Source organism: Serratia sp. ID 25-353 (assembly GCF_054792795.1).
The window spans coordinates 2,289,646-2,316,426 of the sequence record NZ_CM139236.1 but is presented as its reverse complement, the minus strand read 5'-3'; the positions used below and the strand labels follow the sequence as shown (position 1 = coordinate 2,316,426).

The window sequence follows — 26,781 nt, the reverse complement described above, 5'->3', positions numbered from 1 at the left end:
ATTGAAAAATCAGCTCTGCTCCGCAAAGTTATTCGGAAGTATGTATTAATCTGTGTTCATTCTTGTCTGAAAAACAAGTAATATCTCTGGCGAAAACAGAGGCCGATTGCGTTACTCCCTTTTTTTGGAGATTTTTCCTTGATTAGCGTTCTTCTTGTTGATGACCACGAACTGGTGCGCGCAGGGATACGACGCATTCTTGAAGATATCAAAGGTATAAAAGTTGTCGGTGAGGCTCAGTGCGGTGAAGACGCCGTAAAATGGTGCCGTGGCAACGCTGTCGATATCGTGCTGATGGACATGAATATGCCGGGCATTGGCGGGCTGGAAGCCACGCGCAAGATTGTGCGTTATGCACCCGACGTCAAAGTCATCATGTTGACCATCCATACTGAAAATCCTTTGCCCGCGAAGGTGATGCAGGCGGGTGCCGCCGGTTACCTGAGCAAGGGCGCCGCGCCGCAGGAAGTGATTAATGCCTTGCGTTCCGTGCATGCGGGGCAGCGTTATATCGCGTCTGATATCGCCCAGCAGATGGCTCTGAGCCAGCTGGAACCGCAGGCCGAAACGCCGTTCAGCTGCCTGTCTGAACGCGAGTTACAGATCATGTTGATGATCACCAAAGGCAAAAAAGTGAATGAGATCTCGGAGCAACTGAGTCTCAGCCCGAAAACGGTGAACAGCTACCGTTACCGCATGTTCAGCAAACTGAATATCAGCGGCGACGTCGAATTGACTCACCTGGCCATCCGACATGGATTGTTCAATGCGGAGACATTGTTAAGCAGTGAATGACCGTTTTGATGCCAAAGCCTTCCTGAGTACCGTCACCAGCCAGCCCGGCGTCTACCGCATGTACGACGCCACGGGCACGGTGATCTACGTCGGTAAAGCCAAAGACCTGAAAAAGCGTCTCGCCAGCTATTTTCGGCAGCAGGTCAGCAGCCGTAAAACCGAGACGCTGGTTAAAAATATCGCGCAAATAGACGTAACGGTTACCCACACCGAAACAGAAGCGCTGCTGTTGGAACATAACTACATTAAATTGTACCAACCGCGGTATAATGTTCTTTTGCGAGACGATAAATCTTACCCACTGATTTTTCTCAGTGCGGATACCCATCCCCGTTTGGCGGTACATCGCGGCGCCAAACACGCCAAGGGCGAATATTTCGGGCCTTTTCCCAACTCTTATGCCGTACGCGAAACGCTGGCGCTGCTGCAGAAGCTGTTCCCGATTCGTCAGTGCGAAAACAGCGTATATCGCAACCGTTCTCGTCCGTGCCTGCAGTATCAGATCGGCCGCTGTCTGGGGCCTTGTGTTGCCGGCCTGGTGAGCGAAGAAGAATACCAGCAGCAGGTGGACTACGTGCGGCTGTTCCTTTCTGGTAAAGATCAGCAGGTATTGCACCAGCTGATTGCGCGTATGGAAGAAGCCAGCAAACTGCTCAATTTCGAAGAGGCGGCGCGCATTCGCGATCAAATTCAGGCCGTGCGTCGCGTCACCGAGCGGCAGTTTGTGTCGGGCGACAGCGACGATCTGGACGTGATCGGCGTAGCGTTCGATGCCGGTATGGCGTGCCTGCACGTGCTGTTCATCCGTCAGGGCAAGGTGCTGGGCAGCCGCAGCTATTTCCCTAAAGTACCGGGCGGCACGGATATGGGCGAAGTGGTGCAGACCTTTGTCGGCCAGTTCTATCTGCAGGGCAGCCAGGCGCGCACATTGCCCGGCGAGATCCTGCTGGATTTCAGCCTGCCGGAAAAAGACCTGCTCGCAGAATCGCTCTCCGGGTTGGCGGGGCGCAAGATCCAAATTCAAAGCAAACCGCGTGGCGACCGCGCCCGTTATCTGAAGCTGGCGCGCACCAACGCGGCAACGGCGTTGACCACCAAGCTTTCGCAACAGTCGACTATTCATCAGCGGCTGGCGGAATTGGCCAAAGTGCTGAACCTGACGGAAATCAACCGTATGGAGTGCTTCGATATCAGCCATACCATGGGCGAGCAGACCGTGGCTTCGTGCGTGGTGTTCGACGGTAACGGCCCGGTGCGCGCGGAGTATCGGCGCTACAATATCAGCGGCATCACTCCAGGCGATGACTACGCGGCGATGACGCAGGTGCTGAAGCGCCGTTACGGCAAGGCGCTGGAAGAGAAAAAGATCCCGGATGTCATTTTCATCGACGGCGGTAAAGGGCAGCTCGGCATGGCGATCGACGTATTCAAATCGTTGAACGTTACCTGGGACAAGAATAAGCCGCTGCTGATTGGCATCGCCAAAGGCGCCGATCGCAAGGCCGGGTTAGAAACGTTGTTCTTCGTGCCGGAAGGCGAGGGGATTTCGCTGCCGCCGGATTCGCCGGCGCTACATGTGATCCAACACATCCGTGACGATTCACACAATCATGCGATTACCGGCCACCGGCAGAGAAGGGCGAAAGTCAGAAATACCAGCGCATTGGAGTTGATTGAAGGCGTAGGGCCGAAACGGCGCCAGGTGCTGTTGAAGTATATGGGCGGACTGCAACCTTTGTTGAACGCCAGCGTGGAGGAAATTGCAAAAGTGCCGGGTATTTCACAAGCATTGGCAGAAAAGATCTACAATGCATTGAAACACTGAGGGCAATGTAGCAACATACTCTTAATTTCCACTCTAGCCAGATAGTTACCGTAGCATTATGCAATTGAATATACCGACTTGGCTTACCCTGTTTCGCGTAGTTCTGATCCCATTCTTTGTGCTGGCGTTTTATCTGCCGTTCAACTGGGCTCCGATGGTTTGCGCCGTTATCTTTGTGTTCGCCGCCGTCACCGACTGGTTTGACGGTTTCCTGGCACGCCGCTGGAAACAAACGACGCGCTTCGGGGCGTTTTTGGATCCGGTTGCGGACAAAGTGATGGTGGCGGTGGCGCTGGTGTTGGTGGCGGAACACTACCACAGCTGGTGGATCACGCTGCCGGCGGCCACCATGATCGCCCGTGAAATCATCATTTCGTCGCTGCGCGAGTGGATGGCGGAAATTGGCAAACGCAGCAGCGTGGCGGTGTCCTGGATCGGCAAAGTGAAAACCATGGCGCAGATGATGTCGCTGGTGGGCTTGCTGTGGCGCCCGGATCGCTCCGTAGAGTATGTGGCGATTGGCTTGCTGTATATCGCAGCGGTGCTGACTTTCTGGTCGATGTTCCAATATTTGAACGCGGCACGCAACGATCTGCTGGAACCGTGATCGATACGCTGCAAAAATCGGCAAACGATCGTGATGAGCCAACAATTTTATTGACTCATCACGTCAGGTAAGTAGAATGCATCGCATCAGACGACAACGATGAATTGCCAAAAGATAGCAAATAAATCAGTCAGTTCTGGTAATGCGGGAATAGCTCAGTTGGTAGAGCGCAACCTTGCCAAGGTTGAGGTCGCGAGTTCGAGCCTCGTTTCCCGCTCCAAACATTGGCCTGTTGGATCCCCGTGATTCGGCAGGTAAACGAAAAGGGGCTTCGGCCCCTTTTCGTTTTCTAATCCTTTGCCGTCCGGCGAAACCTTTCTTCAACGTGATACATCGATTATTGCCTCTGTATATCCTGTCGTTTTCATACCGCAGGATGCATCCGTTGCATGGTGTAATCAGGCACATTTGATTGGATATTGTGCCGGTGCTCCCGTGCGGTGTACGGCCTGACATCAGTCTCTACCTCTGCAGTTCCGTTGGCTATTCAGGGCGGCGACGTTGGGTTGGGGGAGTGATATCCCACTTTCGGAACGGTGCTCGGTTTTCTGCCGGTATGTTTGGTGGGAGCTATCGTCGAAATCGCTCTTCCTGGCATTCGCCGATTACGGTGGTTTCTGCTGTTATACGTGCGTGGTCAGCTAGCGGCGCGGAGATTGCGCGATGTCACCCATAATGATGTTTTGCACGGTACCCCATCATCATAAGCAAATGAAACCCGCAGAGGGCGCGGGTAAGTGATTCCTGCCAAGAAAAAAGATCCGATTCGCCCGTGAATCCCTGAGCCGATGCATATAAAATCAACATTCCGCTTGCCTTTCCGTTGGCATTGTGAACAGTGCGCCCACAAAATAAGCAGTTGAAAGCGTTAGAGAACTTTTTGCTATTTCGGGGGGTTGCCAAGGTGGGGGGTTTAGTCCATAATGCAGTCCATCGATTCGGCGGTAACGAAATAAATTACTTAAGAATCAGATGATTAAGATAAGTGATTTCAACATCGCGGATCAAAAGAACAAAACGAAGTGGGTGAATCACCGGCTTTGGCCTGAAAAGGCAAACAGAATAAAGGCGCGTTAACAAAGCGGTTATGTAGCGGATTGCAAATCCGTCCAGTCCGGTTCGACTCCGGAACGCGCCTCCAACTTTCCCGAGCCCGGGTGGTGAAATCGGTAGACACAAGGGATTTAAAATCCCTCGGCTTATGGCTGTGCGGGTTCAAGTCCCGCCCCGGGTACCAGGGAATGAAAATACCGAATAATCAAAGCAATAAGTAGTAATGTCGTAGACCGCCGAGAGGCGGTTTTTTTGTGCCTGAAATTCGTATTATACCTGCATCCTTTCTTGTCGTGCTGCCACCCTGCCTGTACGGAGCCCCTCAGGGCTCCGAAATACAACTCATAAGAAACCGAACGCCGCGGCGAGGATCCAGCCGAAGACGCAGGAGACGCTGACGCCGATCAGGCCGGGCAGAATAAAGCTATGGTTGATCACGAAGCGGCCGATGCGGGTGGTGCCGGATCGGTCGAACTGGATTGCCGCCAGATCGCTGGGGTAGGTTGGCAAAATGTAATAGCCGTAACAGGCCGGCGCCGAAGCGACGATATAGGCCGGGTTGACGCCGATCGCCAGCGCCACCGGCACCAGTGCCGCCAGCGCGGCGGCCTGCGAGTTGACGAACTTCGACACCAGCAGCAGGATCAGCGCATAGGCCCAGGGGTATTCTTTCACCAGCACGCCCAGCGTGGCTTCGATCTGCACCAGATGCGCGCCGAACATGGTTTCCGCCATCCAGGCGACGCCATACACCGCCACGATGGCGATCATGCCGGAGCGGAACACTTCGTTTTTAGAGATAGACGCCGGGTTGGTGCGGGTAATGATGACGATCAATGCCCCGGCCATCAGCATACACATCTGGATCACCAGGACCATGGAGAGCGGCTTGCCGCCGAAGCTGGGCCGCAGATCGGAAAACGCCCCCAGTACCGCCACCAGTGCGATGGTGGCGAGGAAAATCCACATGGCGATCCAGTTGCTGCGTGGCAGAATCCGGTCCAGTAAGGTGGCGGCATCGCCATAAACGTAGCGATGGTTTTCCGGCACCGAGATGAATTTCTGGAACTCCGGGTCTTTGTCCAGGTCTTTGCCGCGGAACCAACTGAAGATGCCGATCGCCAGAATGCCGCACAGGGTAGACGGGATGGTGATAGACAGCAGATCGAGGAATTCCAGATGGCGGCCATTGAAGGTGTAGCTGCTGAGCATCGCCACCAGTGAGACTACCGCCACTGAAACCGGGCTGGCGATAATGCCCATCTGCGCGCCGATCGAGCTGGCCGCCATCGGTCGCTCCGGGCGAATGTTGTTTTTGATTGCCACGTCATAAATGATCGGCAAGATGGTGTACACCACGTGCCCGGTGCCGCACAGAATAGTGAGAATGCAGGTCACGAACGGTGCGATGATCGAGACATAGCGCGGGTTACGTCGCAGCATCCGTTCGGCGATCTGCAGCATGACGTCCAACCCGCCCGAGGCCTGCAGGGTGGCGGAAGCCGCCACCACCGCGATAATCACCAGCATCACGTCCACCGGCGGTTTGCCGGGCTGCAGGTGAAAGCCGAACACCAGGATCATCAACCCGATCCCACCCAGTAACCCCAGCGCAATGCCGCCCTTACGCGCCCCATACAGCAGGCATGCCAATATCACCGCTAATTGCAGAAAGAAATCCATGATAGATACGCCTTAATAATGTTGAACTTAACTGCGTTCAGTTTCCGGCTGCGCTGGCAGCAGAAAGTTGTTTTAAATCTAAAGGCGCTAAAAAATTAGGGTTATTAGCGCTAAAGAGTGATGACGGTCACGTTCAGAGAATCTGAAGAGCAGGCGGCTGACGACATCAGCACGAAAAAACAAGTCAAGAGGTCAGACCTCTCCTATATAACGGGTTTATCACCAGAGGAGAGATCAATGGATCCGACAAAAATGACAGGACTGGCGCTATTACAGGCTGCGATGGCCGGTAAAATTCCACCGGCCTCGATCGCTGAAACCGTGCCCATGAAACCGGTTGCGGTGGAAGAGGGGTATATCCGCATCGTGGCGCGAGCCGACGGGCGCCACCTGAATCCGCTGGGGGGCGTTCATGGCGGCTTTGCCGCCACGGTTTTGGACTCGGTGACCGGTTGCGCGGTGCACAGTACGCTGGGCGCGGGGATTGGTTATGGCACCGTCGATCTGCAGGTTAAAATGTTGCGCCCTGTGCCGAAGGAAACTGACCTGATCGCCGAGGGGCGTCTGGTCTATGCGGCGAAGAACGTCGCTTTCGCTGAAGGCACGCTCAAAACGGCGGAAGGGAAGCTGCTGGCTTCGGCAACCGCCACTTGTTTTATCATTCGCCCTACCGAACAAGCACCGCAATAATCTGCTTTTTGTCGGGCTTCGGGCTATCAACCCGGGGCCCGATGCAATTCTCTTCGGCTGCATACCTTGCTGCGCTACGATGACAGGCGCGATACACCATTGTGGTCTAGTATTCTTGGGTAAAAATTTATCGGGGTGATTATGCAGCCGTATAAAGAGATTGAGTTTGATCATGAGCTTTGTCTGGCGATCGGCAAAGCCGTATTAGACGTGGTGGCGCAGGGGGAAGAAACCAGCGCTCCGGGGGTGATGAACGCGATCGAGCGGTCGATGGAGCAGGGGCTGAATGACGACGAAATCGCCGCTGCTGACGATGCCCTGGATTTGATGGCGCGTTTCATCCACGGCTGCCGGATTGTTAACCTACCGGGTGAAGAGGAGACTTCCCATGCATTGGTTGAATTTCAAGCGCTACAAGAGTGACGTTGCTAAACAGGCCGTGCCGCCGCATTTGAATGCGGCTGAATTTGCGCGGCATTACGCCGATAAGCCGCAAACCGATACGGAAGAGTATCTTTCGCTTAGCGGGGAGATGTGCTGGGATGCGGTGGTGCTTTGCGCTCACCGTTCAGGCGCGCTCAGTAAGGCGAAATACAAGCAGCTGTGGCAGACGGTGTTCGATAAGCAATACAAACATTTCGTCAGCCCTGACGATAACGAGATCCGCACCATGGCGGATATGCTGCGCGCGCCGCAGGGATGTTTTATCGGCATATTCTCCCTGCGTGACGCGGCGGCGCCCCGTTTGCTGCATGCCATGATCGGCACCGGTGCAGGATTTGCCGCCGGCAATAAAAATCTTTGCATCGGCGTGGGGGGCGCGGTCGGTTGGGAAAATCTCAATCTGGCGCGCGATCTGCGCTGGCAGCCGGAAGGCGGTTTTTTACGCCAGGGTGACAACGAAGTGCTGCGCATTTTTTATCGGCCTTTCCCCGCCTGAGTTGGTTCGCCTGCTTCTGGGATAAAAAATCGCCGTCTGGCGGTTTTTTTGTTGGCGCGTGTCGTCCTTATTTAAACCCGCCGTTGCGAATGAACTCGAGACCGGCGGCGGTGATCCGCGTTTGATGCGGGTCGATATCATAGTTGTTCTCATCGATGTCGCTCATCACATAGGCCTGTATCAGCCCTTTGGTTTTGAGATAGGCGAAGGGATCGGCGAAGGCATGCGGGCTAGTGGCGTCTTGTTTCCACAGTTCGTAGTTTTTTTCATCCAGCGTGCCGGGGTGATTGGCGGCCAGTCGGGTCAGGATCTGATTGTAGAACGTATAATCGGTCATGATGCAGTCCCCTTATCGCGAGCGATAATCGTGGAAAATGGCGGTAACGTCTTTTAATCATAGCCGATGTTTTCCACCGCCTGCGTCGGCGTGGGGTTAGCTGCGTTGGCTCTCAATCCAGTGAAACAGGCGTGAAATGCTGAAGGTGATATCGCCAATGTTGAAGAACGCGCCAAACCAGAGGGCGAGCATAACAAGGATGCCGATGATGACGGGAAGATCCATTTTGCTCATGATCATGTTCTTCATCAATAAAGCGTGTGCTGCAAAGCGTACCACCAATCCCGATGGTCATAAAATGCGCTGCGCATTATTTCGTTTGAAATCAAAATAAAAAAGCCACCCAATCGGGTGGCTTTTGCCTTTCAGCGCCGATCAGTCCAGCTTGGGATGCTGGTCGATCAGGATCTGTTTTTTCTTTTCCAACTCGGCGATCTGCGCGTTGATGTCCTCGACTTTCTGTTCGATGTTGTCGTAGGTCTCCTGCAGCAGCTCTTTCGCCTCTGAGCGGTCAGATGCCGCCGGCGTCGCGCCGCGCAGCGGCTTGTTGGCGGTCTCTTTCATGTACAGACCGGTGATAAGACCGATCACCGCCACCACCATCAGGTAGTAGGCCGGCATGTACAGGTTGCCGGTCGCTTCGACCAGCCAGGCAGCGGCGGTCGGCGTCGCACCGGCGATCAGCACCGAAATGTTGAACGAAATCGCCAGCGCGCTGTAGCGAATGTGCGTCGGGAACATCGCCGGCAGGATGGAAGCCATCACTCCGGTGAAGGAGTTGAGCAGCACCGCCAGCACCAGCAGACCGACGAAGATCAGGCCAATCACGTTGCTGTTGATCAGAATGAAGCACGGGATCGCCAGCGCTAACAGGCCGATGCTGCCGCCGATGATAAACGGCTTACGGCCGATGCGGTCGCTGGTCAGGCCAATCACCGGCTGCACGAACAGCATGCCGATCATGATGGCGATGATGATCAGAACGCCGTGATCTTCCGAGTAGTGCAGGTTATGCGACAGGTAGCTCGGCATATAGGTCAACAGCATGTAATAGGTCACGTTGGTGGAAATCACGATACCGACACACACCAGCAAACTTTTCCAGTGTTTGGCCGCGATCTCTTTGAACGAGGTTTTCGGCGGATTTTCGATGGCGTTGCGGTCTTCTTTCTCCATCTTGTCCACGTGCTGCTGGAACGCCGGGGTTTCTTCCAGCGCATGGCGCAGATAGAGGCCGATCAGGCCCAACGGCGCGGCGATGAAGAACGGAATGCGCCAGCCCCAGTCGAGGAAGTTGGCTTCGCCGACGATGCTGGAGATCAGCACCACCACGCCTGCACCCATCACAAAGCCGGCGATGGAGCCGAAGTCCAGCCAACTGCCCATAAAGCCGCGTTTGCGGTCCGGCGAGTATTCGGCGACGAAAATTGCCGCACCGGAATATTCACCGCCGACGGAGAAGCCCTGCGCCAGTTTGGCCAGCAGCAGCAGGATCGGCGCCCAGATGCCGATCGACGCATAAGACGGGATCAGACCGATACAGAAGGTGCTGACCGCCATGATGATAATGGTGACCGAGAGGACTTTTTGACGGCCGAACTTGTCACCCATGGCGCCGAAGAACAGACCGCCGAGCGGACGCACCAGGAAGGGCACGGAGAAGGTCGCCAGCGCGGCGATCATTTGCACGCCGGGCGAGGCGCCGGGGAAGAAGACCTGGCCAAGCGCATAGGCGACAAAGCCGTATACGCCGAAGTCGAACCACTCCATCGCGTTGCCCAGGGCTGCCGCGGTGATCGCCTTCTTGAGTTTGCTGTCATCGATGATGGTGATGTCGTTAATGTGCATCGGTTTATGTCGTTTTTTTCTTAACTTCATATAATCATCCCTTAATGAATTATTCGTTGTTCGTGAAAGCGTAATCTCCGTTCACTGTTGTTTTCGAGTTATCAAATCGGCTAATCGAATCGCGGTTCAAGACGATTCATTATCCACATTTAAGTTGGGATGTGGATCACAAAATATCGTCTTTTATGCCAAGGTTATGTCATTTAGGTGACTAATTATTTTGCATCTATAGCTTAACGTTATATCTTGCGCCGATCAAATCCAGCAGTTTAACTTAAGTGTTTGCACCGATTTGGTGCGATAATGGTCTAATAAATGCGCAATTTGACGATTTTTCGTCTCATTGATGATGTTTCAAGTATAGAGAGTGCGGGAGATAAAACAGGGAAAATTGATGTATTCGCCACCAAAAAGACGCCTGACCTAATGGCCAGGCCTTTTGGTTTAGGGTACCGGCGAACCGCCGAATTCCAGATAGAGTTTCGCCAGGTTCTGGTACTGCGCGAAGCGGTTTTCGTCCACCGCCAACTCCGCCTGACGGCGCTGCTCCTGAGCATTTAGCCAGTCGGTAATGGTGACGGCGCCCTGCCGATAACGCACCTCGTTCAGCCGTTCCGACTTGCGCGCCAGCGCCAGCGAGGCCTGCAGCTGCGTCTCTTGCGCCAGCAGCTGCGCACGCAGCGACAGGGCGTTATTCACATCGCCCATCGCCTTGTACAGTGCCTGCCTGAATTCCAGCACTTGCTGTTCGTAGTCATTACGGGCGATCTTGATATCCACGCCCATTTGCCGCCATTGCAGGAACGGCAGCGTCAGCCCGGCACCGAGGCTGCCGGTCGGGTTGCGCAGAAACTCCAGCAGCGCGCTGCTGCTGGCGCCCAGCGAGCCGGTCAGACTGAATGCGGGGTAGTATTGCAGACGTTTTTCGTCGACGTTGGCCAGCGCGGCGCGCAACCGCAGCTCTTTGGCGCTGAGATCCGGGCGACGGCTCAAGACGCTGGCGGGAATGCCGGTGCTGATCTGCGGCATTGCCGTCGTCGGCAAACGTGCGGGCGTGATGGTGGCCTGGCCTGAAGGCGCGCCCAACAGCACCGCCTGTTCGTTCAACGCCTGTTGACGCTCGTGTTGCAACGTCAGCAGCCGGCTTTCCTGCGTCAGCACGTTCTGTTCCGCGTTCACCACGTCCAGCGCCGAGATGCTGCCGGCCCGATAGCGGGCGTTGGCCAGCCGCAGCGTCTCTTTGGCATAGTCGATGCTCGCTTGGCTGACACCGATCTGCTGATTGAGGAAGCCGATGCGCCAGTAATTCGTGGCGGCGTTGGCCAGCAACGTCAGGTGCGCCGTCTGCAGATCCTGCTCGGAAGCCTGGCTGGCCCACTCGGCGGCGTCGCGCTGGCGCGCCAATTTGCCCCACAGATCGACTTCATAGCTCGTAGAGAGCGTTGCGCCGCTGGTTTTATTCCAGGCGGAGGACTCCGACAGCGGGCGATTGATGTTGCTGTTCAACGAGGCGTTGACGTCGGGCGCGGTGCTGATGCCGACGCGTTCCGCCTCGAGGCGCGCGCGGTAGACGCGCAACACGGCGACGGCCAGATCGTTGTTGCTGGCCATCACCTGTTGCAGCCAGCGGTCGAGCTCGGGATCGTGGAAATCGCGCCAGTCGAACGGCGTCGGCGTGGCGTTTTCGGCGGCGTGCTGCCAACTCGTCGGATAGTTGACCTGTGGCGCCCGGTAGTCGCTTTTCAGGGCGTTGCCGCAGCCGGCTGTGAGCAGGGCGGCGAGGCTTAATGCCAGGGGAGAGAAAATTTTCATGGGTTACTCGCTGGCCAATGAAACGACCGGATCCATCCTTGCCGCTTTGCGGGCGGGGAGATAACCGAAGATCATGCCGATTAAGGTTGAACAGAAAAACGCCGTCGCGGCGGCTTGCCAGGAATAGATGGCGGTGAACATGCCGCCCGCCAGCGAGGTGAACAGCGACCCGGCGGCGAACGACAGCGCGATGCCCAATGCGCCGCCGATCAGACAAACCAGCACCGCCTCGATCATGAACTGTTGCATGATGTCACCGCGCCGCGCGCCGACCGCCATGCGCACGCCGATTTCGTGGGTGCGTTCGGTAACCGAGACCAGCATGATGTTCATCACGCCCAGGCTGCCGATCACCAGCGCGATGGATGCCACCATCAGGATCAGCAGGCTAAAAGTCATTGACGTGCGTTCGATGGACTTTCGGATTTTATCGAAGTTGTACAAACGGAAATCTTTTACGCCGTGGCGTTGGGTCAACAGCTGTGTGATAGCGGTGACGGCCGATTCGCTGGCGACATTGTCCTTTAGCCGAACGGTGATGCCGCTGAGCGTCGGTTTGCCTACCATGCGATACATCACCGTGCTGTAGGGCATCCATACAGTGATGCGATTGGGCGCGTAGTTGCGATTGCTTTTAGCCACACCGATCACCCGGGCCGGCACCGAGCCGAGAAACACGATCTGGCCGAGCGGCTCGACGCCGAAATCGCCGAACAGCGCCTGGCGTGCATTGTCGTCGATGATCACTTCCTGCAGCGCATTACGATCGTCGCGGAAAGTCACGCCTTGTAACAGCTCGACGCCGTTAACGCGGAAATAGTCGCGCCCGACGCCGGTGATCGAGGCGGTGGCAGATTTGCTGCGAAAACGGATGCTGTCGGAAGCGTCTACTTCCGGGCTGACGCTGTCGACGAAGCTTTGCTGCGCCAGCGCGTCGGCATCGGCCGGTACCAGGGTGCGGATGCTGTCGATGGCGTCGTCGAAGAAATCGCGGCCCGGATAGATGCTTACCACGTTAGTGCCGAGATCTTTGAGGTTTTCCAGCGTGCGCTGTTTGGCGCCTTCGCCCAGCGCCACCACCGTGACCACGGCGGCGATGCCGAAGATGATGCCGGTCATGGTCAACGCGGTGCGCAGGCGGTGGGCGTTCATCGCCTTCAGCGCCATGTGCAGCGACTCGCGGGTGCGGTCGATCAGGCTTTGCCAGCCGCTTTGCCGGCTGCGGTTCGGCGGCGGCAGCGCTGCGACGGGCGCCGATTGGCGGCCGCTGTCAGCGATGATCTCGCCGTCCCGCAGCTCGATGACGCGCTGCGCATGTTGCGCCACGTTCATATCATGGGTGACGATCACCACGGTGTGGCCGCGCTGATTCAGTTCGCTCAGGATCGCCAGCACCTCCTGGCCGGATTGGGTGTCCAGCGCGCCGGTCGGTTCGTCCGCCAGGATAATTTCGCCGCCGTTGATCAGTGAGCGCGCGATGCTGACGCGCTGCTGCTGGCCGCCGGAAAGCTGGCCGGGCTTGTGGTCTTCGCGTCCCTCCAGGCCCAACCGCGCCAGCAGTTGCGCCGCCCGCTGCCGCCGCTGATCGCGCCGGGCGTTGGCGTAGATGGCCGGAATTTCGACGTTGCCCAGCGCGCTGAGGTCGGGCATCAGGTGATAACGCTGGAAGATAAAACCGATGTGCTCGCGGCGCAGGCGGGCCAGTTCGTCCGGCGACAGGTGGGCGGCGTTCTGGCCGCTGATGTAGTAGTCGCCGCGATCCGGTACGTCGAGACAGCCCATGATGTTCATCAGCGTCGATTTGCCGGAGCCGGAGGCGCCGATGATCGCCACCAGCTCACCGGCGGCGATGGTCAAATCGATGTCTTTCAACACCGTCAGCGCCTGACCGCCGTTGGTGTAGGTCCGGCTGATGCCTTTTAGCTCGATGATCGCGTTCACAGGAAGATGCCATCCTCAGCCGACTTGGCGGCAGGCTGCGACAGCACCACGGTTTCACCGGCTTTCAGGCCGCTGAGGATCTGAATGTCGACGTTGTTGGTGATACCGGTGGTCACGTCGCGCGTTTCCAGCCGCTGATCCTGGGTCAGTACCTGCACCTGTTGCCCTTTTCCTTCGGTTTTATGCACGGCCTGGATAGGCACCAGCAGGGCATTCTTCGCTTCGCCGAGCAGCAAGGAAACCTGCGCGGTCATGGCGATGCGCAGGCGGTTTTCCGGGTTGGGCACGTCCAGCAGCGCGTTGTAATAGACCGACGCGTTCGAGGTGCCGGAGCCGGACGCGGAGCTGGTGCCGGCGAGCGAGTCGTCCTTCATCACCGATTCCGGCGCCAGTTCGATGGTGCGCAATGTGGCGTCGTAGCGTTTATCCGGATCGGAGAAAATGGTGAAGTAAGCCTTTTGCCCCGGCGAAATGCGGGTGATGTCGGCTTCGGAGATCTGCGCCTTGATGGTCATCATATCCAGACGCGCCAGCTTGACGATGGTCGGCGCACTTTGGGTTGAGTTGACCGTTTGCCCCTGCTGCGTGACCACGGCGATGACGATGCCGTCCATCGGCGCGACCACGCGGGTATACCCCAGATCGATCTTTTTCTTGTCGACTTCAATCTGCGCCTGCACCAGGCGCGCATTGAGCGAAAGCAGCTCGGCGCGGGTGGTGGCGAGCGTGGCTTCGGCGGTTTCGAAGTCTTCACGCGAGCTGGCTTCGTCGTTCAGCATGCGCCGCTGGCGTTTGAAACGCGACTCGGCCTGCTTAAGCTGTGCCTGTTTGGCCTGCAGTTCGGCTTTGATGACGTTCAGCGCCGCTTCGGCGTTGCGCAGATCGTTGCGCTGTTGCAGATCGTCGATGTCGGCGATCGGCTGCCCTTTGGTGACGCGATCGCCCAGTTTGACCTTCAGCGATTTGACTTCACCGGAGACCCGCGCGCCGACGTTAACGCGTTCGACGGCATCCAGCCGCCCGGTGGCCAGCACGGCGTTCTCGATATCGCCCAGACGGGCCGGCGCGGTAACGTAATCCTGCTGCGGCGGGCGTTGCCAATAGAGGGCCAGCGCGATGGCGACGGCGATGAAAACGATGACGGCGATCAACGCCAGATGACGGGGTGTGAGTTTCAGTGATGGCATGCCCAGGTTTTCCATAACGATAAAAGCGGCGGTTGCAGTCTGCCATCATGGCAGCGCCAGCTTGAACTGGCGCTAAACGTGAGGCGCTTTCCCGCTGGAAAGGGGATAGTAAAGGCTTTCCCGCTAAAGATCACGGCGAGTTATTATCCTTCGAGTGTGCAACCGGCTGCGCGGCGCGTTATACTGGCTAAAAAACCAGTATTCATTCATCCGCAGGATAACGCCGCCGCCATGATGCCAAACCGCCTCGAGCCGGAACTCGACATTTACCACTACCCGGATCACCTGCGCGCTTGCCTGGCGCCATTGCCCAAGGGGCCTGGCGTCTATCTGTTCCACGGCGAGAGCGACAGCCTGCCGCTTTACATCGGTAAAAGCGTCAACGTACGCAGCCGGGTGATGGCGCATTTTCGCGCGCAGGATGAGGCAAAAATGCTGCGGCAAACCCGGCGCATCAGTTTTATCGAGACCGCCGGCGAGTTGGGGGCACTGCTGCTTGAGGCGCAATTGATCAAGCAACAACAGCCACTGTTTAACAAACGCCTGCGGCGCTCGAAACAGCTGTGCGCACTGCGTCTGCAGGCGGACAGGGTGACGATTGCCCATGCCAAAGAGATCGATTTCGCCGTCACGCCTCATCTTTACGGGCTGTTTGCCAATCGCCATGCCGCGCTGGAAAAACTGCGCGCCATCGCCGACGAGCATCGTTTATGTTACGGCAAGCTGGGGATCGACAAGCTGCCCGCCGGGCGAGCCTGCTTCCGCTACAGCCTGCGCAAGTGCGCCGGTGCCTGCTGCGGCGTGGAGTCGGCGCAGGAACATGCGCGGCGGCTCGGCGCGGCGCTTGAACAGCTGCGCATCGCCTGTTGGCCGTTCGCCGGGCGCGTGGCGTTGGAAGAGCAGGGCGAAACGCTGCGCCAGTACCATGTGATTCACAATTGGTTTTATCTGGGTTCGGTCAGCACCCTGGCGCAGGCGCAGCGGCTGCAGAGTGCGGCCAGCCACTTTGACAGCGATGGCTACAAGATTTTGTGCAAGCCGCTCATCGCCGGCGATTACCGGATTATTGAGCTGCCGTAATGCCATAACGCTATCGATAACCTAAGACTTATCTGTAAATTCAGGGTATTATGCTAAAAAAGCTTGAGTCCATAATGTTGTTATGGATAATGGCGCCCCGAAGCGAAGGAACGCGCTATTAACTCAGTTGGCAGAGTGATTGGTTTTATAATGGCTTGTTTTGGCTTGAAAATTGATAGACGCGGGTTCGAGTCCTGCATAGCGCGCCAGCTTTCTTCCCTTCATCTCACCGCGCTTACCGTAAAGCGCACCCGGGTTGATTTGCACTATCGGCTCCTCGTTGGGATTTTCGGGTGTGCTTTACCGTAACCGCTGGCTTTCCTTCCTCTTTCTCTTTCGATCCTTTGCTAAACTGTAATCAGGCAGGCTTGCTGCCCGGCAACAGGAGGTCGATATGTCTCACTCCGAGCAACTGCAGGAACTCTTGCAACGCGTCGCCGCCCTCGAGGCGAGAGAGAAAGCGCTGAGCGCCGCGTCCAATGCTTATCAGGCGATTATCACCACCATGTTGGGCAATATGGAGAAGACCGAACGAGATCGGATCATTGCGATGATCGATCAGGCCCACGAAATCGCTTACGCCCGCGCCATTCATCGCAGCAACGAACCGCAAAAGCAGAAAATCAAACAGGCCGACGATGTGGCCCAGCGCATGTTCATGTTTGCGCAAGGCAAGGCCGCCCAGCCGCGTTGAAGCCGAACTATAACAGTTGCCGCCATTAAGTTGGCTAACTGATCTACCCGGCGAAACTGTACTTGTGTTACTTTTAGCGGTGAGATTTGATGGCAATGCTGTTTCCAGCATAAGGTTGTAACGATGGACGCGATTAAAAGCATCTTGGTTAAAGAGATTGAACAGATCAATCGGCGCGAAGGGCGGGACGGCAAGCCGCGCTTCAACAGCGAATTCGCCCGCACTCACCGCTATTTGTGCATTGCCATGTTCGCCGGTTATTTCGCGGTGATCGCCGTGATGTACCAGGTGCCGTACATGGGGATATATGCCTTCCTGGGCTTCACCGCTTTCGTACTGTTTATGTTCGCCATGCTGCTGATAGAGATCCGGCCGGTATACCGCTTCGAGGACATCGGGGTGCTGGATCTGCGGGTTTGCTACAACGGCGAGTGGTACTTTACCCGCGCGCTGTCGCCTTATGCGGTGCAGCAACTGCTGGATGAGCCGTCTATCGGCGCCGCGTTGAAACAGAAGATGCGCGTGATCATCGGCAATAAGGGCGAAATCGACTTCTACGACGTGTACGACATGGCCTACGGAAAAAAGCCGCAGGATGAGCCACCGCAGTTGGCGGCGGCAAACTGAAAGGTTTCCGGCCGGCGGCTTGTCGATTATACTCAGCGTTTGAACACGAAGCAGAATGAGGACCAAGCGATGAGTGATGATATTTTCGATTTTGATATCGATGCCGAACTGGCGAAAGCCGAAGAAAAAGCGGCGCAGAAGGTAAAAGAGGTCCCTGAGTTCCTCGAGGACGAAGCGGACTGCGAAGGTTGCAAGATCTGATCGCCTGACCCATAAAAAAAACCGCCGCGGCGGTTTTTTTATGTCTGAGTGTCGTGCGATATCAATCCAGCACGAATCCCCAGATCAGGAACGCCGCCACCAGAATCAGGCAAAGCGCGGACACCGTCACCAGTATTTTCCCCAGAATGTCTTTTTCTTGTTCCTGCTGCGTCACGTTAAAATTATCCAATTAAAAGTCTATGGACCAAACCGGCGATGCCGAGATCGGCTGCCGCTACGCCCAGGGCCATGAGCATCATCACCGAAAGAAATCGAGTCTTGCCGTTCACATCCCTAATCCCTGACGGCGCCACTGCTAAATTGTTTTTATATCAAATGGATATAATTCAGCGGCGCCGTACTTCATGCATCATGATAGTGATTAAGAACGTTCTTAAGGCCAGAAGTTCCCTCGTCTGATAACGCAGCCAGTGCGGCAGCGTCAGTCGGTTACGATCCGCACGCCTATCTTGCTGACTTGGTTGCCGTCCATTTCGGCGATGGTCCAGGTCAGGCCGTCCCATTCCACCTGGTCGCCGATCACCGGTTCACCGCCGATCAGCTGAATGACGAACTGGCCAAGCGTCTGCTGCTCGTCCACGTCGTCTTGAAGGTTGAGGCCATAAAGCTGAGAAATGTCGCTTAAACGGGCGTCGGATTGCAGGATAAAGTCGCCGAAAAAGCGTTCGTCGAGCGTCACGGCCGGCGCCTGGCTGAACAGCTTGCCGAGGATCGGCAGATCGTGCTCATGGCCGATGACGCACAGAATATCGTTCTCCCGCAGCCGGGTGCTGCCGCTAGGGTGCAGCAGCTCTTTGCCGCGGAACAGGGCGGCGATGCGGGTGTTGGGGGGCATTTTCAGCTCACGCAGCGCCGCGCCGACGCACCAGTTTTCCGCCGAAAGCTGATACACGAACTGTTCCCACTGGTTCTCCGGGTGTACATCCAGCCCAACGCGGGAGATCGGCGTCAGCGCCGGCGGCACGATCACCTTGGCTTTTTTGGCGGCAAACGACAGCGTGGTGCCTTGCAGCAGCAGGGAGACCAGCACCACGAAGAACGCCACGTTGAAGAACAATTGGGCGTTGGGCAGCCCGGCCATCATCGGGAACACCGCCAGGATCACCGGCACCGCGCCGCGCAGGCCGACCCAGGAAATAAAGCCGCGTTCGCGCAGGGTAAAGCTGCGGAACGGCAGCAGGCCGATAAACACTGACAGCGGGCGGGCGAACAGGATCATCCACAGCGACAGCAGCAGGGCAGGGATGGCGATCGGCAGCAGCTCGTGCGGGTTGAGCAGCAGGCCGAGTACCAGGAACATGCCGATCTGGCTGAGCCAAGCCAGGCCGTCGAAGGTTTGTACGATGCCGTGACGGTTGCGGATCGGCCGGTTGCCCAGCAGCAGGCCGCACAGGTACACCGCCAGAATGCCGCTGCCGTCCAGCGCAGTGGTCAGCGCGAAAATAAGAATACCGCCGCTCACCGCCAGCAGCGGATAGAGGCCGTCCGCCAGTTTGATGTGGTTGATCAGCGTCAGCAGCAGCCAGCCGCCGCCCAGACCGAAGACGATACCCATGCCGAACTGCTGCATCAGATGCAGCGGGAAGGTCCAGCTCAGCGCGGTTTCTCCGGCGGCGATCATCGCAATCAGCGTGATGGTGAGAAACACCGCCATCGGATCGTTGCTGCCGGATTCGATCTCCAGCGTGGCGCTGACGCGTTCGTTCAACCCTTTGCCGCCCAGCAGCGAGAAGACCGCGGCGGCGTCGGTGGAACCGATGATGGCGCCGATCAGCAGCCCCTGTAGCAGATCGAGGTTGAACAGCCAGGCGGCGGCCATGCCGGTCAGGCCGGCGGTGATCACCACGCCGATGGTGGCAAGAGACAGCGCCGGCCACAGAGCGACGCGGAATGAGCTGACCCGGGTTCGCATGCCGCCGTCGAGCAGGATCACCGCCAACGCGAGGTTGCTGACCAGATAAGCGACAGGATAATTGCTGAAGACGATGCCGCCGGGGCCATCGACGCCGGCCAACATGCCGATCGCCAGGAAGATCACCAGGATCGGAATGCCGAGCCGGGAAGAAAATGAGCTGAGCAGAATACTTGCCCCCACCAGCACGGCACCGATGACGAACAAACTGTTAATGGTGCTGGCATCCAAAATATTGCTCTCCTGAGGCTGGGAATCGGTGGGGCACTGCGCGTGTGTCGATGATAGCGTGTTTAGTGGGTAAAACGCCAAGGCTGATTGCGAAAACAACCGATCAATTATTGCCCTTTGATGCGATTAACCGAAGAAAGTGAGGAGAAGAGAGAGAATCCTGCCTTTTATCCAACATTATCAGGCTGCTGTATTTCTGCTTTGGCAACAATTTCCGATCGTGGCGGAGGGAAAAACCATTAAGCCCGCGCTGGCAGGCTTAATGGTTTGTAGACGCGGTAGGGTTAGTGGTCGAGCGATTCCAGCGCCCGTTTGATCAGCTCGTTGGCCAACTTGCTTTCCGTTTCGGAAATGCCGTCGAGATTGAAGTTGGAGAGCTCAGCGACCAAAACGCTGCGTTCTTTGCCGCTGATTGAGGCGTCCAGTGCGGACAGCAACCTGCCGAGGATCTTCAGCAGGGTGGCGTTTTCCGCTATGGCTTCCTGAGCCGGGGTGTGCTTATCGGTCATTCAAAATCCTCTCTGTCGTGACGGAAGGGAGATGCAGCTAACGCCATCGAATAAATTCAACGATCGCGCAGCCCTTCGGGGGTGTTGAGCCCAATCACTACCGTAAGGCAGGGATCCGGATTTCTACTTATGCATTGCAGTTATAACGGCTAGGTTATCTATGCAGCCGTATCACTTTGCCCTAACGGGCGACGCCAGGCTGAGCAATGTGTGCTCTGCATGCAAACCACCAGTATAGGCTTATTGCACGACGGCAAGATGACGGGAAACCCCTGCAAACGTTCGGGTTTACAGGGGCGGAAGGTTATTGCGGCTTGCCGGAGAACAGGAAGCGCAGTACCGGAATACGCTTGTGCAGTTCATATAGCGCGAAGGCCAGCGAGAACACAAACAGCAGGCCCAGCAAGAATCCCAACAGGTTGTTGCCGATATAAGGCGTCACGAAAGCGCCATATATCAGGGTCAACGGATGGTGCACCAGATATATAAACAGCGAGGCGTTGACCAGATAGGTGATGCGCGGCGAGTGATAATTCAGCAAGTTATGCCCGAAAGAGAACACGACGTTGGTCATCAGGATCCCCATTAGGGTTTTGATCACCACTTCTACCTCGAACATATAGCTGCTGTGCGCCAACAGCTTTTGATTCAGCATATATGCGATAAACAGCAGCAGCGAACCGAGCAGCGCCAGCGGTGAGCGGCGCAGAAAAATCTCCTTAAGCCACACGTACTTAAACGCATAGGCGCCGAGGATGAAGAACGGCAGGTAGAACATCGTCTCCATCACCACGAAATTGAACAGGCCGTTGGATAATAGCTGCGGGGCGAAAATTAAAATAATGCGGTGCGCGGCCGAATAGCATACCGCATAAATAAAGAAATACAGTGAGATGTTTCCTAATCCGTGCATTCGGTTTATTAACGCCGGAATAGGCTCACGGGGTTGATGCTTGATTTTGCGGAACAGATAAAAACAGGCGCAGGTTAACAATGACAGTGTCAATAAGAACCAGAGATGAGAAACCAATTCCCAAACTGTTACATTTATTTTCTGATAGAGAGAAAATTCATCCCAGCCGTTTAATTTATCGGTGAAGTATTTCAGCATGAAAAACTGCGGTACCGTGATTAGCGGGATGGAGCTCAGCAGCGGGATCGCCACCCGCTCCAGCCTGACCTTCAGCCACTGGTGGCGCTCGTAGCGCTCGTAAAGCATGTAGGAGAAGTAGCCGGATATCACGAAGAACACCTGCATGCGGAAAGCGTGAATGAAGTCGTTCAGCACCGTGAGCGAGAAAGAGGGCGACGCGCTGTTCACCGCCCAGGCATGGCTGGAATAAATCAGGGAGAGGTGAAACGGAATCCCGAGCAACATCAAATAGGCTCGGATCGAATCGAGAAAAAACTCGCGCTGTTTGCTGCCTTTAGTCATAGATTACCGCTGGTGATTTAATCGAGAGTTCATTAACACGCTTAATAAGTCGTCAAACGTTAAATTGTTATCCGGAACCCTACTATAGCCCCCCGCATTTTTCCATAGCGTCTTGTTGCGCGGCTTGCTACGCTGGTGTTCCATCAGCTGCTTAAACAATGAGCCGTAAACATGAACCATCCATTTATCATGTTGTCGGAAAGCTGAGTAATCCATTAATATGGATTTAAATGATTTGAGCACACGAATAGGGGGGGATGTGCTAGTTAATATATTATCCGGACAACCACGCGCCGCGAGCGTTCGTTGGTTAGGTGCTACCGTATTGTTCACGCTGTTCAGTTCGCCGGCTTGGGCCTTTTCTATTGATGATGTGGCCAAGCAGGCGCAGGATCTGGCGGCGAAAGGTTTCGAAGCCCCGAAGAGCAACCTTCCTTCTCAGTTCCGCGAGATGAAGTTCGCAGACTATCAGCAGATTCAGTTCAATCACGATAAAGCCTATTGGAGCAAGCTGAAAACCCCTTTCAAGCTTGAGTTTTATCATCAGGGGATGTACTTCGACACGCCGGTGAAAATCAACGAGGTCACCTCTACCAGCGTAAAACAGATCAAGTACAGCCCGGATTACTTCAACTTCGGTTCGGTCAAACACGACCCAGAATCGGTGAAAAACCTCGGCTTTGCCGGTTTTAAGGTGCTTTACCCGATCAACAGCGCCGACAAAAACGATGAGATCATGAGCCTGCTGGGCGCGAGCTATTTCCGCGTAGTGGGTAAAGGGCAGGTTTACGGGCTTTCCGCTCGCGGCCTGGCTATCGACACCGCTTTGCCGTCCGGCGAAGAGTTCCCGCGTTTCCGCGAATTCTGGGTTGAGCGTCCGAAGCAGGGCGACAAGCATCTGGTGATCTATGCGCTGCTGGATTCCCCGCGCGCCACCGGCGCTTACCGTTTCACGGTGATCCCGGGCCGCGACACCACCGTGGACGTCGAGTCTAAAGTGTTCCTGCGCGACAAGGTGGGCAAACTGGGCCTGGCGCCGCTGACCAGCATGTACCTGTTCGGGCCGAACCAGCCGTCGCCGACGTTGAACTATCGCCCGGCGTTGCACGATTCCAACGGTCTGTCTATCCATGCCGGCAACGGCGAGTGGATCTGGCGTCCGCTGAACAATCCTAAACACCTGTCCGTCAGCACCTATACCGTCGAGAATCCGAAAGGCTTCGGTCTGCTGCAGCGCGGTCGCAACTTCAAAGAATATGAAGACCTGGACGATCGTTACGATCTGCGCCCTAGCGCCTGGATCGAACCGAAGGGCGACTGGGGCAAAGGCAAGGTCGAGCTGGTGGAGATCCCGACGGCGGATGAAACCAACGACAACATCGTCGCGTTCTGGACGCCGGATACCTTGCCGGAAGCCAAAAAGCCGCTGACGCTGAGCTACCGTCTGAACTTCACCCGCGATGAAGACAAACTGCATTCGCAAGACATCGCCTATGTGGCGCGGACCATGCGTTCGACCGGTGACGTGAAGCAGTCCAACCTGATTCGCGAGCCAGACGGCAGCGTGGCCTTCCTGGTCGACTTCGTCGGTCCGGTGCTGAAAGGGCTGGATGCCAATACCCCGGTCGCTTCTCAGATCAGCATCGGCGACAACGGTGAAATGGTAGAAAACAACGTCCGCTATAACCCAGTGACCAAAGGCTGGCGCCTGACGGTGCGTCTGAAAGTGAAAGACGACAAGAAGCCGGTAGAAATGCGCGCGGCGCTGGTCAATGGCGATAAGACTCTGTCGGAAACCTGGAGCTATCAGCTACCTGCCAATGAATAAGCCTACTCAACCCGCCCAGGATTATCTTGCGGCGCTGCCTCTGACCGCCGAGCGGTCGGAGGCGCTCAACCCTCAAACGGCGGATGACGCTCAGGCACTGGAGGCGCTCCATCGGCAGATGGGCGCCGCCGACGCCAACGTCAATAGCCTGTCGGCGGATGACGTGGCGCTGGCCTCGGTCAAACCGCGCATCGAAAACGCCTGGCCGGATGCGGTCAGCGATGACGACTTCGATACCGACGCCGAAGGGCGCGCCATTCTGAAGGCGACGCCGCCGATCAAACGAACCACCATGTTCCCGGAAGCCTGGCGCACCAACCCGGTGGCGCGCTTCTGGGATTCTCTGCTGGGGCGTTCGCCGCACAATCGGCACGCCACCAAAGAGGAGGCCGAGGCTGAGAACCGCTGGCGCGTTGTCGGCTCCATGCGCCGCTATGTGCTGCTGGTGCTGATGCTGGTGCAGACCGGCATCGCCACCTGGTACATGAAAACCATCTTGCCTTATCAGGGCTGGGCGCTGATCGATCCTATCGCCATGCTGGATCAGGATCTGATGCAGTCGGTGCTGCAGCTGCTGCCGTATGTGCTGCAAACCGGCATTCTGATCCTGTTCGCCGTGCTGTTCTGCTGGGTCTCGGCCGGTTTCTGGACCGCGCTGATGGGCTTCCTGCAGTTGCTGATCGGTAAAGACAAATACAGTATTTCCTCCACCATCAAGGGCGATGAGCCGATCAACCCGGCGCACCGCACCGCGCTGATCATGCCGATCTGCAACGAAGACGTCGAACGCGTGTTCGCCGGCCTGCGTGCGACCTATGAGTCCGTCGCCGCCACCGGTCAACTGGAGCACTTCGATATCTACGTGCTGAGCGACAGCTACGATCCGGACATCTGCGTGGCGGAGCAAAAGGCGTGGATGGAGCTGTGCCGCGATGTCGACGGCCACGGCCGCATCTTCTATCGCCGCCGTCGCCGCCGCGTAAAACGCAAGAGCGGCAACATCGACGACTTCTGCCGTCGTTGGGGCGGTGAGTACAGCTACATGGTGATCCTGGACGCCGACAGCGTGATGAGCGGCGAATGCCTCACCGGGCTGGTGCGTCTGATGGAAGCCAACCCGAACGCCGGCATCATCCAGTCCGCGCCGAAGGCGTCCGGTATGGATACCCTGTATGCGCGCGTGCAGCAGTTCGCCACCCGCGTTTACGGGCCGTTGTTCACCGCCGGCCTGCATTTTTGGCAACTGGGCGAATCGCACTACTGGGGCCATAACGCCATCATCCGCGTGAAGCCGTTTATCGAGCACTGTGCGCTGGCGCCGCTGCCGGGCGAAGGCTCCTTCGCCGGTTCAATCTTGTCGCACGACTTCGTTGAAGCGGCGCTGATGCGCCGCGCCGGCTGGGGCGTGTGGATCGCTTACGATCTGCCGGGCAGTTACGAAGAGCTGCCGCCAAACCTGCTGGACGAGCTGAAACGCGACCGTCGCTGGTGCCACGGTAACCTGATGAACTTCCGCCTGTTCCTGGTGAAAGGCATGCACCCGGTGCACCGCGCGGTGTTCCTGACCGGCGTCATGTCCTACCTGTCGGCGCCGCTGTGGTTCATGTTCCTGGCGCTCTCCACCGCGTTGCAGGTGGTGCACACCCTGATGGAACCGCAATACTTCCTGCAGCCGCGGCAGCTGTTCCCGGTCTGGCCGCAGTGGCGGCCCGAGCTGGCGATAGCGCTGTTCTCCACCACGCTGGTGCTGCTGTTCCTGCCGAAGTTGCTCAGTATCGTGCTGATCTGGGCCAAGGGCGCGAAAGAGTACGGCGGGGCGTTCCGTCTGTTCATTTCGATGCTGATGGAAATGCTGTTCTCGGTGCTGCTGGCGCCGGTGCGCATGCTGTTCCATACCGTGTTCGTGGTGAGCGCCTTCCTCGGTTGGGAAGTGGTGTGGAATTCGCCGCAGCGTGACGATGACGATACGCCTTGGGGCGAAGCGTTCCGCCGCCATGGCTCGCAGATGTTGCTGGGCCTGGTGTGGGCCGGCGGCATGGCGTGGCTGGATCTGCGCTTCCTGTGGTGGTTGGCGCCGATCGTGTTCTCGCTGATCCTGTCGCCGTTCGTGTCGGTGCTGTCGAGCCGCGCGACGCTGGGCATGAAGAGCAAGCGCGCCAAGCTGTTCCTGATCCCGGAAGAGTACAACCCGCCGCGTGAACTGCTGGCGACGGAAGAGTACCTGCATCTCAACCGCAACCGTGCGCTGACCAACGGCTTTATGCACGCGGTGGTCAACCCGTCTTTCAACGCGCTGGCGACGGCGTTGGCGACGGCGCGTCACCATCTGCGCGCTACCCTCGATCGCAACCGCGAGGAGCGGGTGAACGAAGCGCTGCAGCTGGGGCCGGAGAAGCTGGTGAAGGGCAAACGTCTGGAGCTGCTGAGCGATCCGGTCACGCTGGCTCGTCTGCACCAGCGCGTCTGGCTGCTGCCGGAAGGCGCCGCCTGGCGTGAGCACTATCAGCAGTTGCCGCACAACCCGCTGGCACACCCAACGGGCCGACGTTAATCGCTGAACGGCAACGCTCAGACGGGGAATGCGCATGGCGCGTTCCCCGTTTTTTTTACCTTTTGCTTACGTGCGCCGGTGCCGGCAGAAAAAGGGAACTGTGGTAGACTGCGGCCGATGCGTTGTTCACTCGCGAAACAACCCTTTGCTCAGAGTCAATGTCGTGAAGCTCTCTTCCTACCTTCGGCTGGCCTGCGTGGCGGCCGGCGTGATGGTCTTAACCGGTTGCGGCAGCATCATCAGCCGCACCGTGCCCGGTGCGGGGCATGGCCACCAGTACTATCCCGGCGTGCAGTGGGATTTGCGCGATACGCCCTGGCGCTACGTCACGGTGATAGACGTGCCGCTGTCGATGGTGGTGGACACCTTTATGCTGCCATTCGATGCGCAGCATGGCCCCTATGAATAAACCCGTTCAGCGGGTGGCGAACACCACCAGCTGATAGCCTTTCTGCCCACAATGGAAAGGCGCCAGCGCCGTCATGCCCAACCCTTGCACGTGAGCCGCCAACGAATGCGGATTGTCGTCGTCGATAAACAGCGCGCCCACGTCGTAGTCATGACGGGTGTGCGCTTTGACCGCGGCGTAAAGGCGCTTTAGCACACCTTTGCCGCGCCAGGCGGCGTCGAGGCAAACCGGGCCGTAGAGAAACACCCGCTGTTCACTCAGCGCCCGCCCGGTGAAGGATTGCGTGGCGAGCGTCGCCAGCATCGCGTCCACCACCGGCGGCCTCGGGTGCACGTCGGCGGGCATCAAGCAAACGAACCCTGCCAGTTGGTTCTCCTGTTCGGCCACTAGTATGCCGATGCCGCGGTTGATCGCCGTCAGTTGTGCCTCATTCATGCGCGATACGATAAATCCCTGCCGTTTTTGGCGCTCGTCGAGCGCTTCCGGCACGTTTTCCCCCTGCAGCTGCAAAATGGCAGGGTAGTCGGTGGGGCGGGCCCGGCGAATGATCATGCTGCCTCCTTGG

At 57.2% G+C, this 26,781-nt stretch carries 25 protein-coding genes and 4 tRNA genes; 17 read left to right on the top strand and 12 right to left on the bottom strand.

Going from position 1 to position 26,781, the window contains the following annotated elements; all coding sequences use genetic code 11:
• Window positions 1-138: 138 nt before the first annotated feature.
• The 6 genes from uvrY (at window position 139) to ACYF6X_RS11160 (ending at window position 4,464) form a co-directional block, all read left to right on the top strand.
• Entirely contained in the window at window positions 139-795 is a 657-nt protein-coding gene (gene uvrY / locus ACYF6X_RS11185) for a UvrY/SirA/GacA family response regulator transcription factor (protein ID WP_004927947.1), read from the top strand.
• Window positions 788-2,620 carry an excinuclease ABC subunit UvrC gene (gene uvrC / locus ACYF6X_RS11180; protein ID WP_063989492.1) on the top strand — a complete coding sequence of 611 codons (1,833 nt, stop codon included), beginning with the start codon at window positions 788-790 and terminating at the stop codon, window positions 2,618-2,620. The genes uvrY and uvrC overlap by 8 nt, the downstream gene beginning before the upstream one ends.
• Before the next feature lie 58 nt (window positions 2,621-2,678).
• Complete coding sequence (pgsA, locus tag ACYF6X_RS11175; protein ID WP_004927937.1) at window positions 2,679-3,227, top strand: CDP-diacylglycerol--glycerol-3-phosphate 3-phosphatidyltransferase; 549 nt, start codon at window positions 2,679-2,681, stop codon at window positions 3,225-3,227.
• A 144-nt stretch (window positions 3,228-3,371) separates the two neighbouring features.
• A tRNA-Gly gene (locus ACYF6X_RS11170) sits at window positions 3,372-3,447 on the top strand.
• An 847-nt stretch (window positions 3,448-4,294) separates the two neighbouring features.
• Window positions 4,295-4,368: transfer RNA gene (locus tag ACYF6X_RS11165), tRNA-Cys, on the top strand.
• A gap of 10 nt (window positions 4,369-4,378) precedes the next feature.
• A tRNA-Leu gene (locus tag ACYF6X_RS11160) sits at window positions 4,379-4,464 on the top strand.
• 158 nt (window positions 4,465-4,622) lie between these two features.
• Here ACYF6X_RS11160 and ACYF6X_RS11155 read toward each other — a convergent pair.
• Window positions 4,623-5,963: an anaerobic C4-dicarboxylate transporter gene (locus ACYF6X_RS11155; protein WP_130017667.1), complete on the bottom strand. Its 1,341-nt coding sequence runs from the start codon at window positions 5,961-5,963 to the stop codon at window positions 4,623-4,625.
• Window positions 5,964-6,083: 120 nt separating this feature from the next.
• On the opposite strand from ACYF6X_RS11155, the gene ACYF6X_RS11150 reads away from it, so the two are divergent.
• From ACYF6X_RS11150 to ACYF6X_RS11140, 3 genes are all read left to right on the top strand, one after another.
• On the top strand, window positions 6,084-6,653 hold the full coding sequence (locus tag ACYF6X_RS11150) for a PaaI family thioesterase (RefSeq protein ID WP_242512532.1): 570 nt from the start codon (window positions 6,084-6,086) through the stop codon (window positions 6,651-6,653).
• Between the two features lie 141 nt (window positions 6,654-6,794).
• On the top strand, window positions 6,795-7,076 hold the full coding sequence (locus ACYF6X_RS11145; RefSeq protein WP_130017668.1) for a hypothetical protein: 282 nt from the start codon (window positions 6,795-6,797) through the stop codon (window positions 7,074-7,076).
• Window positions 7,042-7,593, top strand: a complete 552-nt coding sequence (locus ACYF6X_RS11140; RefSeq protein WP_107226986.1) for a hypothetical protein — start codon at window positions 7,042-7,044, stop codon at window positions 7,591-7,593. Before ACYF6X_RS11145 ends, ACYF6X_RS11140 begins: the two co-directional genes overlap by 35 nt.
• A 67-nt stretch (window positions 7,594-7,660) precedes the next feature.
• Here ACYF6X_RS11140 and ACYF6X_RS11135 read toward each other — a convergent pair whose 3' ends face one another.
• From ACYF6X_RS11135 to etsA, 6 genes are all read right to left on the bottom strand, one after another.
• The gene (locus tag ACYF6X_RS11135; protein WP_130017669.1) at window positions 7,661-7,930 is read right to left on the bottom strand and encodes a hypothetical protein; all 270 of its coding nucleotides are present in this window, start codon (window positions 7,928-7,930) and stop codon (window positions 7,661-7,663) included.
• A gap of 96 nt (window positions 7,931-8,026) precedes the next feature.
• The gene (locus ACYF6X_RS11130) at window positions 8,027-8,164 is read right to left on the bottom strand and encodes a hypothetical protein (protein ID WP_165384368.1); all 138 of its coding nucleotides are present in this window, start codon (window positions 8,162-8,164) and stop codon (window positions 8,027-8,029) included.
• A gap of 141 nt (window positions 8,165-8,305) precedes the next feature.
• Window positions 8,306-9,808, bottom strand: coding sequence for a glycine betaine/L-proline transporter ProP (gene proP / locus ACYF6X_RS11125; protein ID WP_063989496.1), 1,503 nt, complete (start codon window positions 9,806-9,808; stop codon window positions 8,306-8,308).
• A gap of 414 nt (window positions 9,809-10,222) precedes the next feature.
• Window positions 10,223-11,590, bottom strand: coding sequence for a macrolide efflux RND transporter outer membrane subunit EtsC (gene etsC, locus ACYF6X_RS11120; RefSeq protein WP_130017670.1), 1,368 nt, complete (start codon window positions 11,588-11,590; stop codon window positions 10,223-10,225).
• A 3-nt stretch (window positions 11,591-11,593) separates the two neighbouring features.
• Window positions 11,594-13,531 (bottom strand): MacB family efflux pump subunit, encoded by a 1,938-nt coding sequence (locus tag ACYF6X_RS11115; protein ID WP_063989498.1) that lies wholly within the window; start codon window positions 13,529-13,531, stop codon window positions 11,594-11,596.
• Window positions 13,528-14,718: a macrolide efflux RND transporter periplasmic adaptor subunit EtsA gene (gene etsA, locus ACYF6X_RS11110; protein ID WP_458334872.1), complete on the bottom strand. Its 1,191-nt coding sequence runs from the start codon at window positions 14,716-14,718 to the stop codon at window positions 13,528-13,530. Before etsA ends, ACYF6X_RS11115 begins: the two co-directional genes overlap by 4 nt.
• A gap of 231 nt (window positions 14,719-14,949) precedes the next feature.
• Here etsA and cho point away from each other — a divergent pair, with 231 nt between their 5' ends.
• From cho to ACYF6X_RS11085, 5 genes are all read left to right on the top strand, one after another.
• A complete protein-coding gene (cho, locus tag ACYF6X_RS11105) occupies window positions 14,950-15,798 on the top strand; it encodes an excinuclease Cho (protein ID WP_063990325.1) in 849 nt (282 codons plus the stop codon).
• Between the two features lie 112 nt (window positions 15,799-15,910).
• Window positions 15,911-16,007, top strand: a tRNA-OTHER gene (locus ACYF6X_RS11100).
• A 185-nt stretch (window positions 16,008-16,192) separates the two neighbouring features.
• Window positions 16,193-16,492, top strand: a complete 300-nt coding sequence (locus tag ACYF6X_RS11095; RefSeq protein ID WP_063989499.1) for a sigma-S stabilization anti-adapter protein IraP — start codon at window positions 16,193-16,195, stop codon at window positions 16,490-16,492.
• 123 nt (window positions 16,493-16,615) lie between these two features.
• The gene (locus ACYF6X_RS11090) at window positions 16,616-17,119 is read left to right on the top strand and encodes a YlaC family protein (protein ID WP_130017671.1); all 504 of its coding nucleotides are present in this window, start codon (window positions 16,616-16,618) and stop codon (window positions 17,117-17,119) included.
• Between the two features lie 69 nt (window positions 17,120-17,188).
• The gene (locus tag ACYF6X_RS11085; RefSeq protein WP_015377413.1) at window positions 17,189-17,320 is read left to right on the top strand and encodes a hypothetical protein; all 132 of its coding nucleotides are present in this window, start codon (window positions 17,189-17,191) and stop codon (window positions 17,318-17,320) included.
• A 61-nt stretch (window positions 17,321-17,381) separates the two neighbouring features.
• Here ACYF6X_RS11085 and ACYF6X_RS11080 read toward each other — a convergent pair whose 3' ends face one another.
• The 4 genes from ACYF6X_RS11080 to mdoC form a co-directional block, all read right to left on the bottom strand.
• Window positions 17,382-17,510, bottom strand: coding sequence for a hypothetical protein (locus tag ACYF6X_RS11080; protein ID WP_016928228.1), 129 nt, complete (start codon window positions 17,508-17,510; stop codon window positions 17,382-17,384).
• 252 nt (window positions 17,511-17,762) lie between these two features.
• A complete protein-coding gene (locus ACYF6X_RS11075; RefSeq protein ID WP_060387562.1) occupies window positions 17,763-19,484 on the bottom strand; it encodes a potassium/proton antiporter in 1,722 nt (573 codons plus the stop codon).
• A 284-nt stretch (window positions 19,485-19,768) separates the two neighbouring features.
• Entirely contained in the window at window positions 19,769-19,993 is a 225-nt protein-coding gene (locus ACYF6X_RS11070; protein WP_063989500.1) for a hypothetical protein, read from the bottom strand.
• A 304-nt stretch (window positions 19,994-20,297) separates the two neighbouring features.
• Entirely contained in the window at window positions 20,298-21,428 is a 1,131-nt protein-coding gene (mdoC, locus tag ACYF6X_RS11065; RefSeq protein WP_063989501.1) for a glucans biosynthesis protein MdoC, read from the bottom strand.
• A 259-nt stretch (window positions 21,429-21,687) separates the two neighbouring features.
• Between mdoC and mdoG the strand changes: the two genes are divergently transcribed.
• The 3 genes from mdoG to ACYF6X_RS11050 all read left to right on the top strand — a co-directional run bounded on the left by mdoG (window position 21,688) and on the right by ACYF6X_RS11050 (window position 26,216).
• The gene (gene mdoG / locus ACYF6X_RS11060; protein WP_025302384.1) at window positions 21,688-23,256 is read left to right on the top strand and encodes a glucans biosynthesis protein MdoG; all 1,569 of its coding nucleotides are present in this window, start codon (window positions 21,688-21,690) and stop codon (window positions 23,254-23,256) included.
• Entirely contained in the window at window positions 23,249-25,807 is a 2,559-nt protein-coding gene (gene mdoH, locus ACYF6X_RS11055; RefSeq protein ID WP_063989502.1) for a glucans biosynthesis glucosyltransferase MdoH, read from the top strand. Before mdoG ends, mdoH begins: the two co-directional genes overlap by 8 nt.
• 211 nt (window positions 25,808-26,018) lie before the next feature.
• Window positions 26,019-26,216: a YceK/YidQ family lipoprotein gene (locus tag ACYF6X_RS11050; protein WP_046688460.1), complete on the top strand. Its 198-nt coding sequence runs from the start codon at window positions 26,019-26,021 to the stop codon at window positions 26,214-26,216.
• A gap of 6 nt (window positions 26,217-26,222) precedes the next feature.
• Here ACYF6X_RS11050 and ACYF6X_RS11045 read toward each other — a convergent pair whose 3' ends face one another.
• Window positions 26,223-26,768 carry a GNAT family N-acetyltransferase gene (locus ACYF6X_RS11045; RefSeq protein ID WP_107226980.1) on the bottom strand — a complete coding sequence of 182 codons (546 nt, stop codon included), beginning with the start codon at window positions 26,766-26,768 and terminating at the stop codon, window positions 26,223-26,225.
• Window positions 26,769-26,781 lie beyond the last annotated feature (13 nt).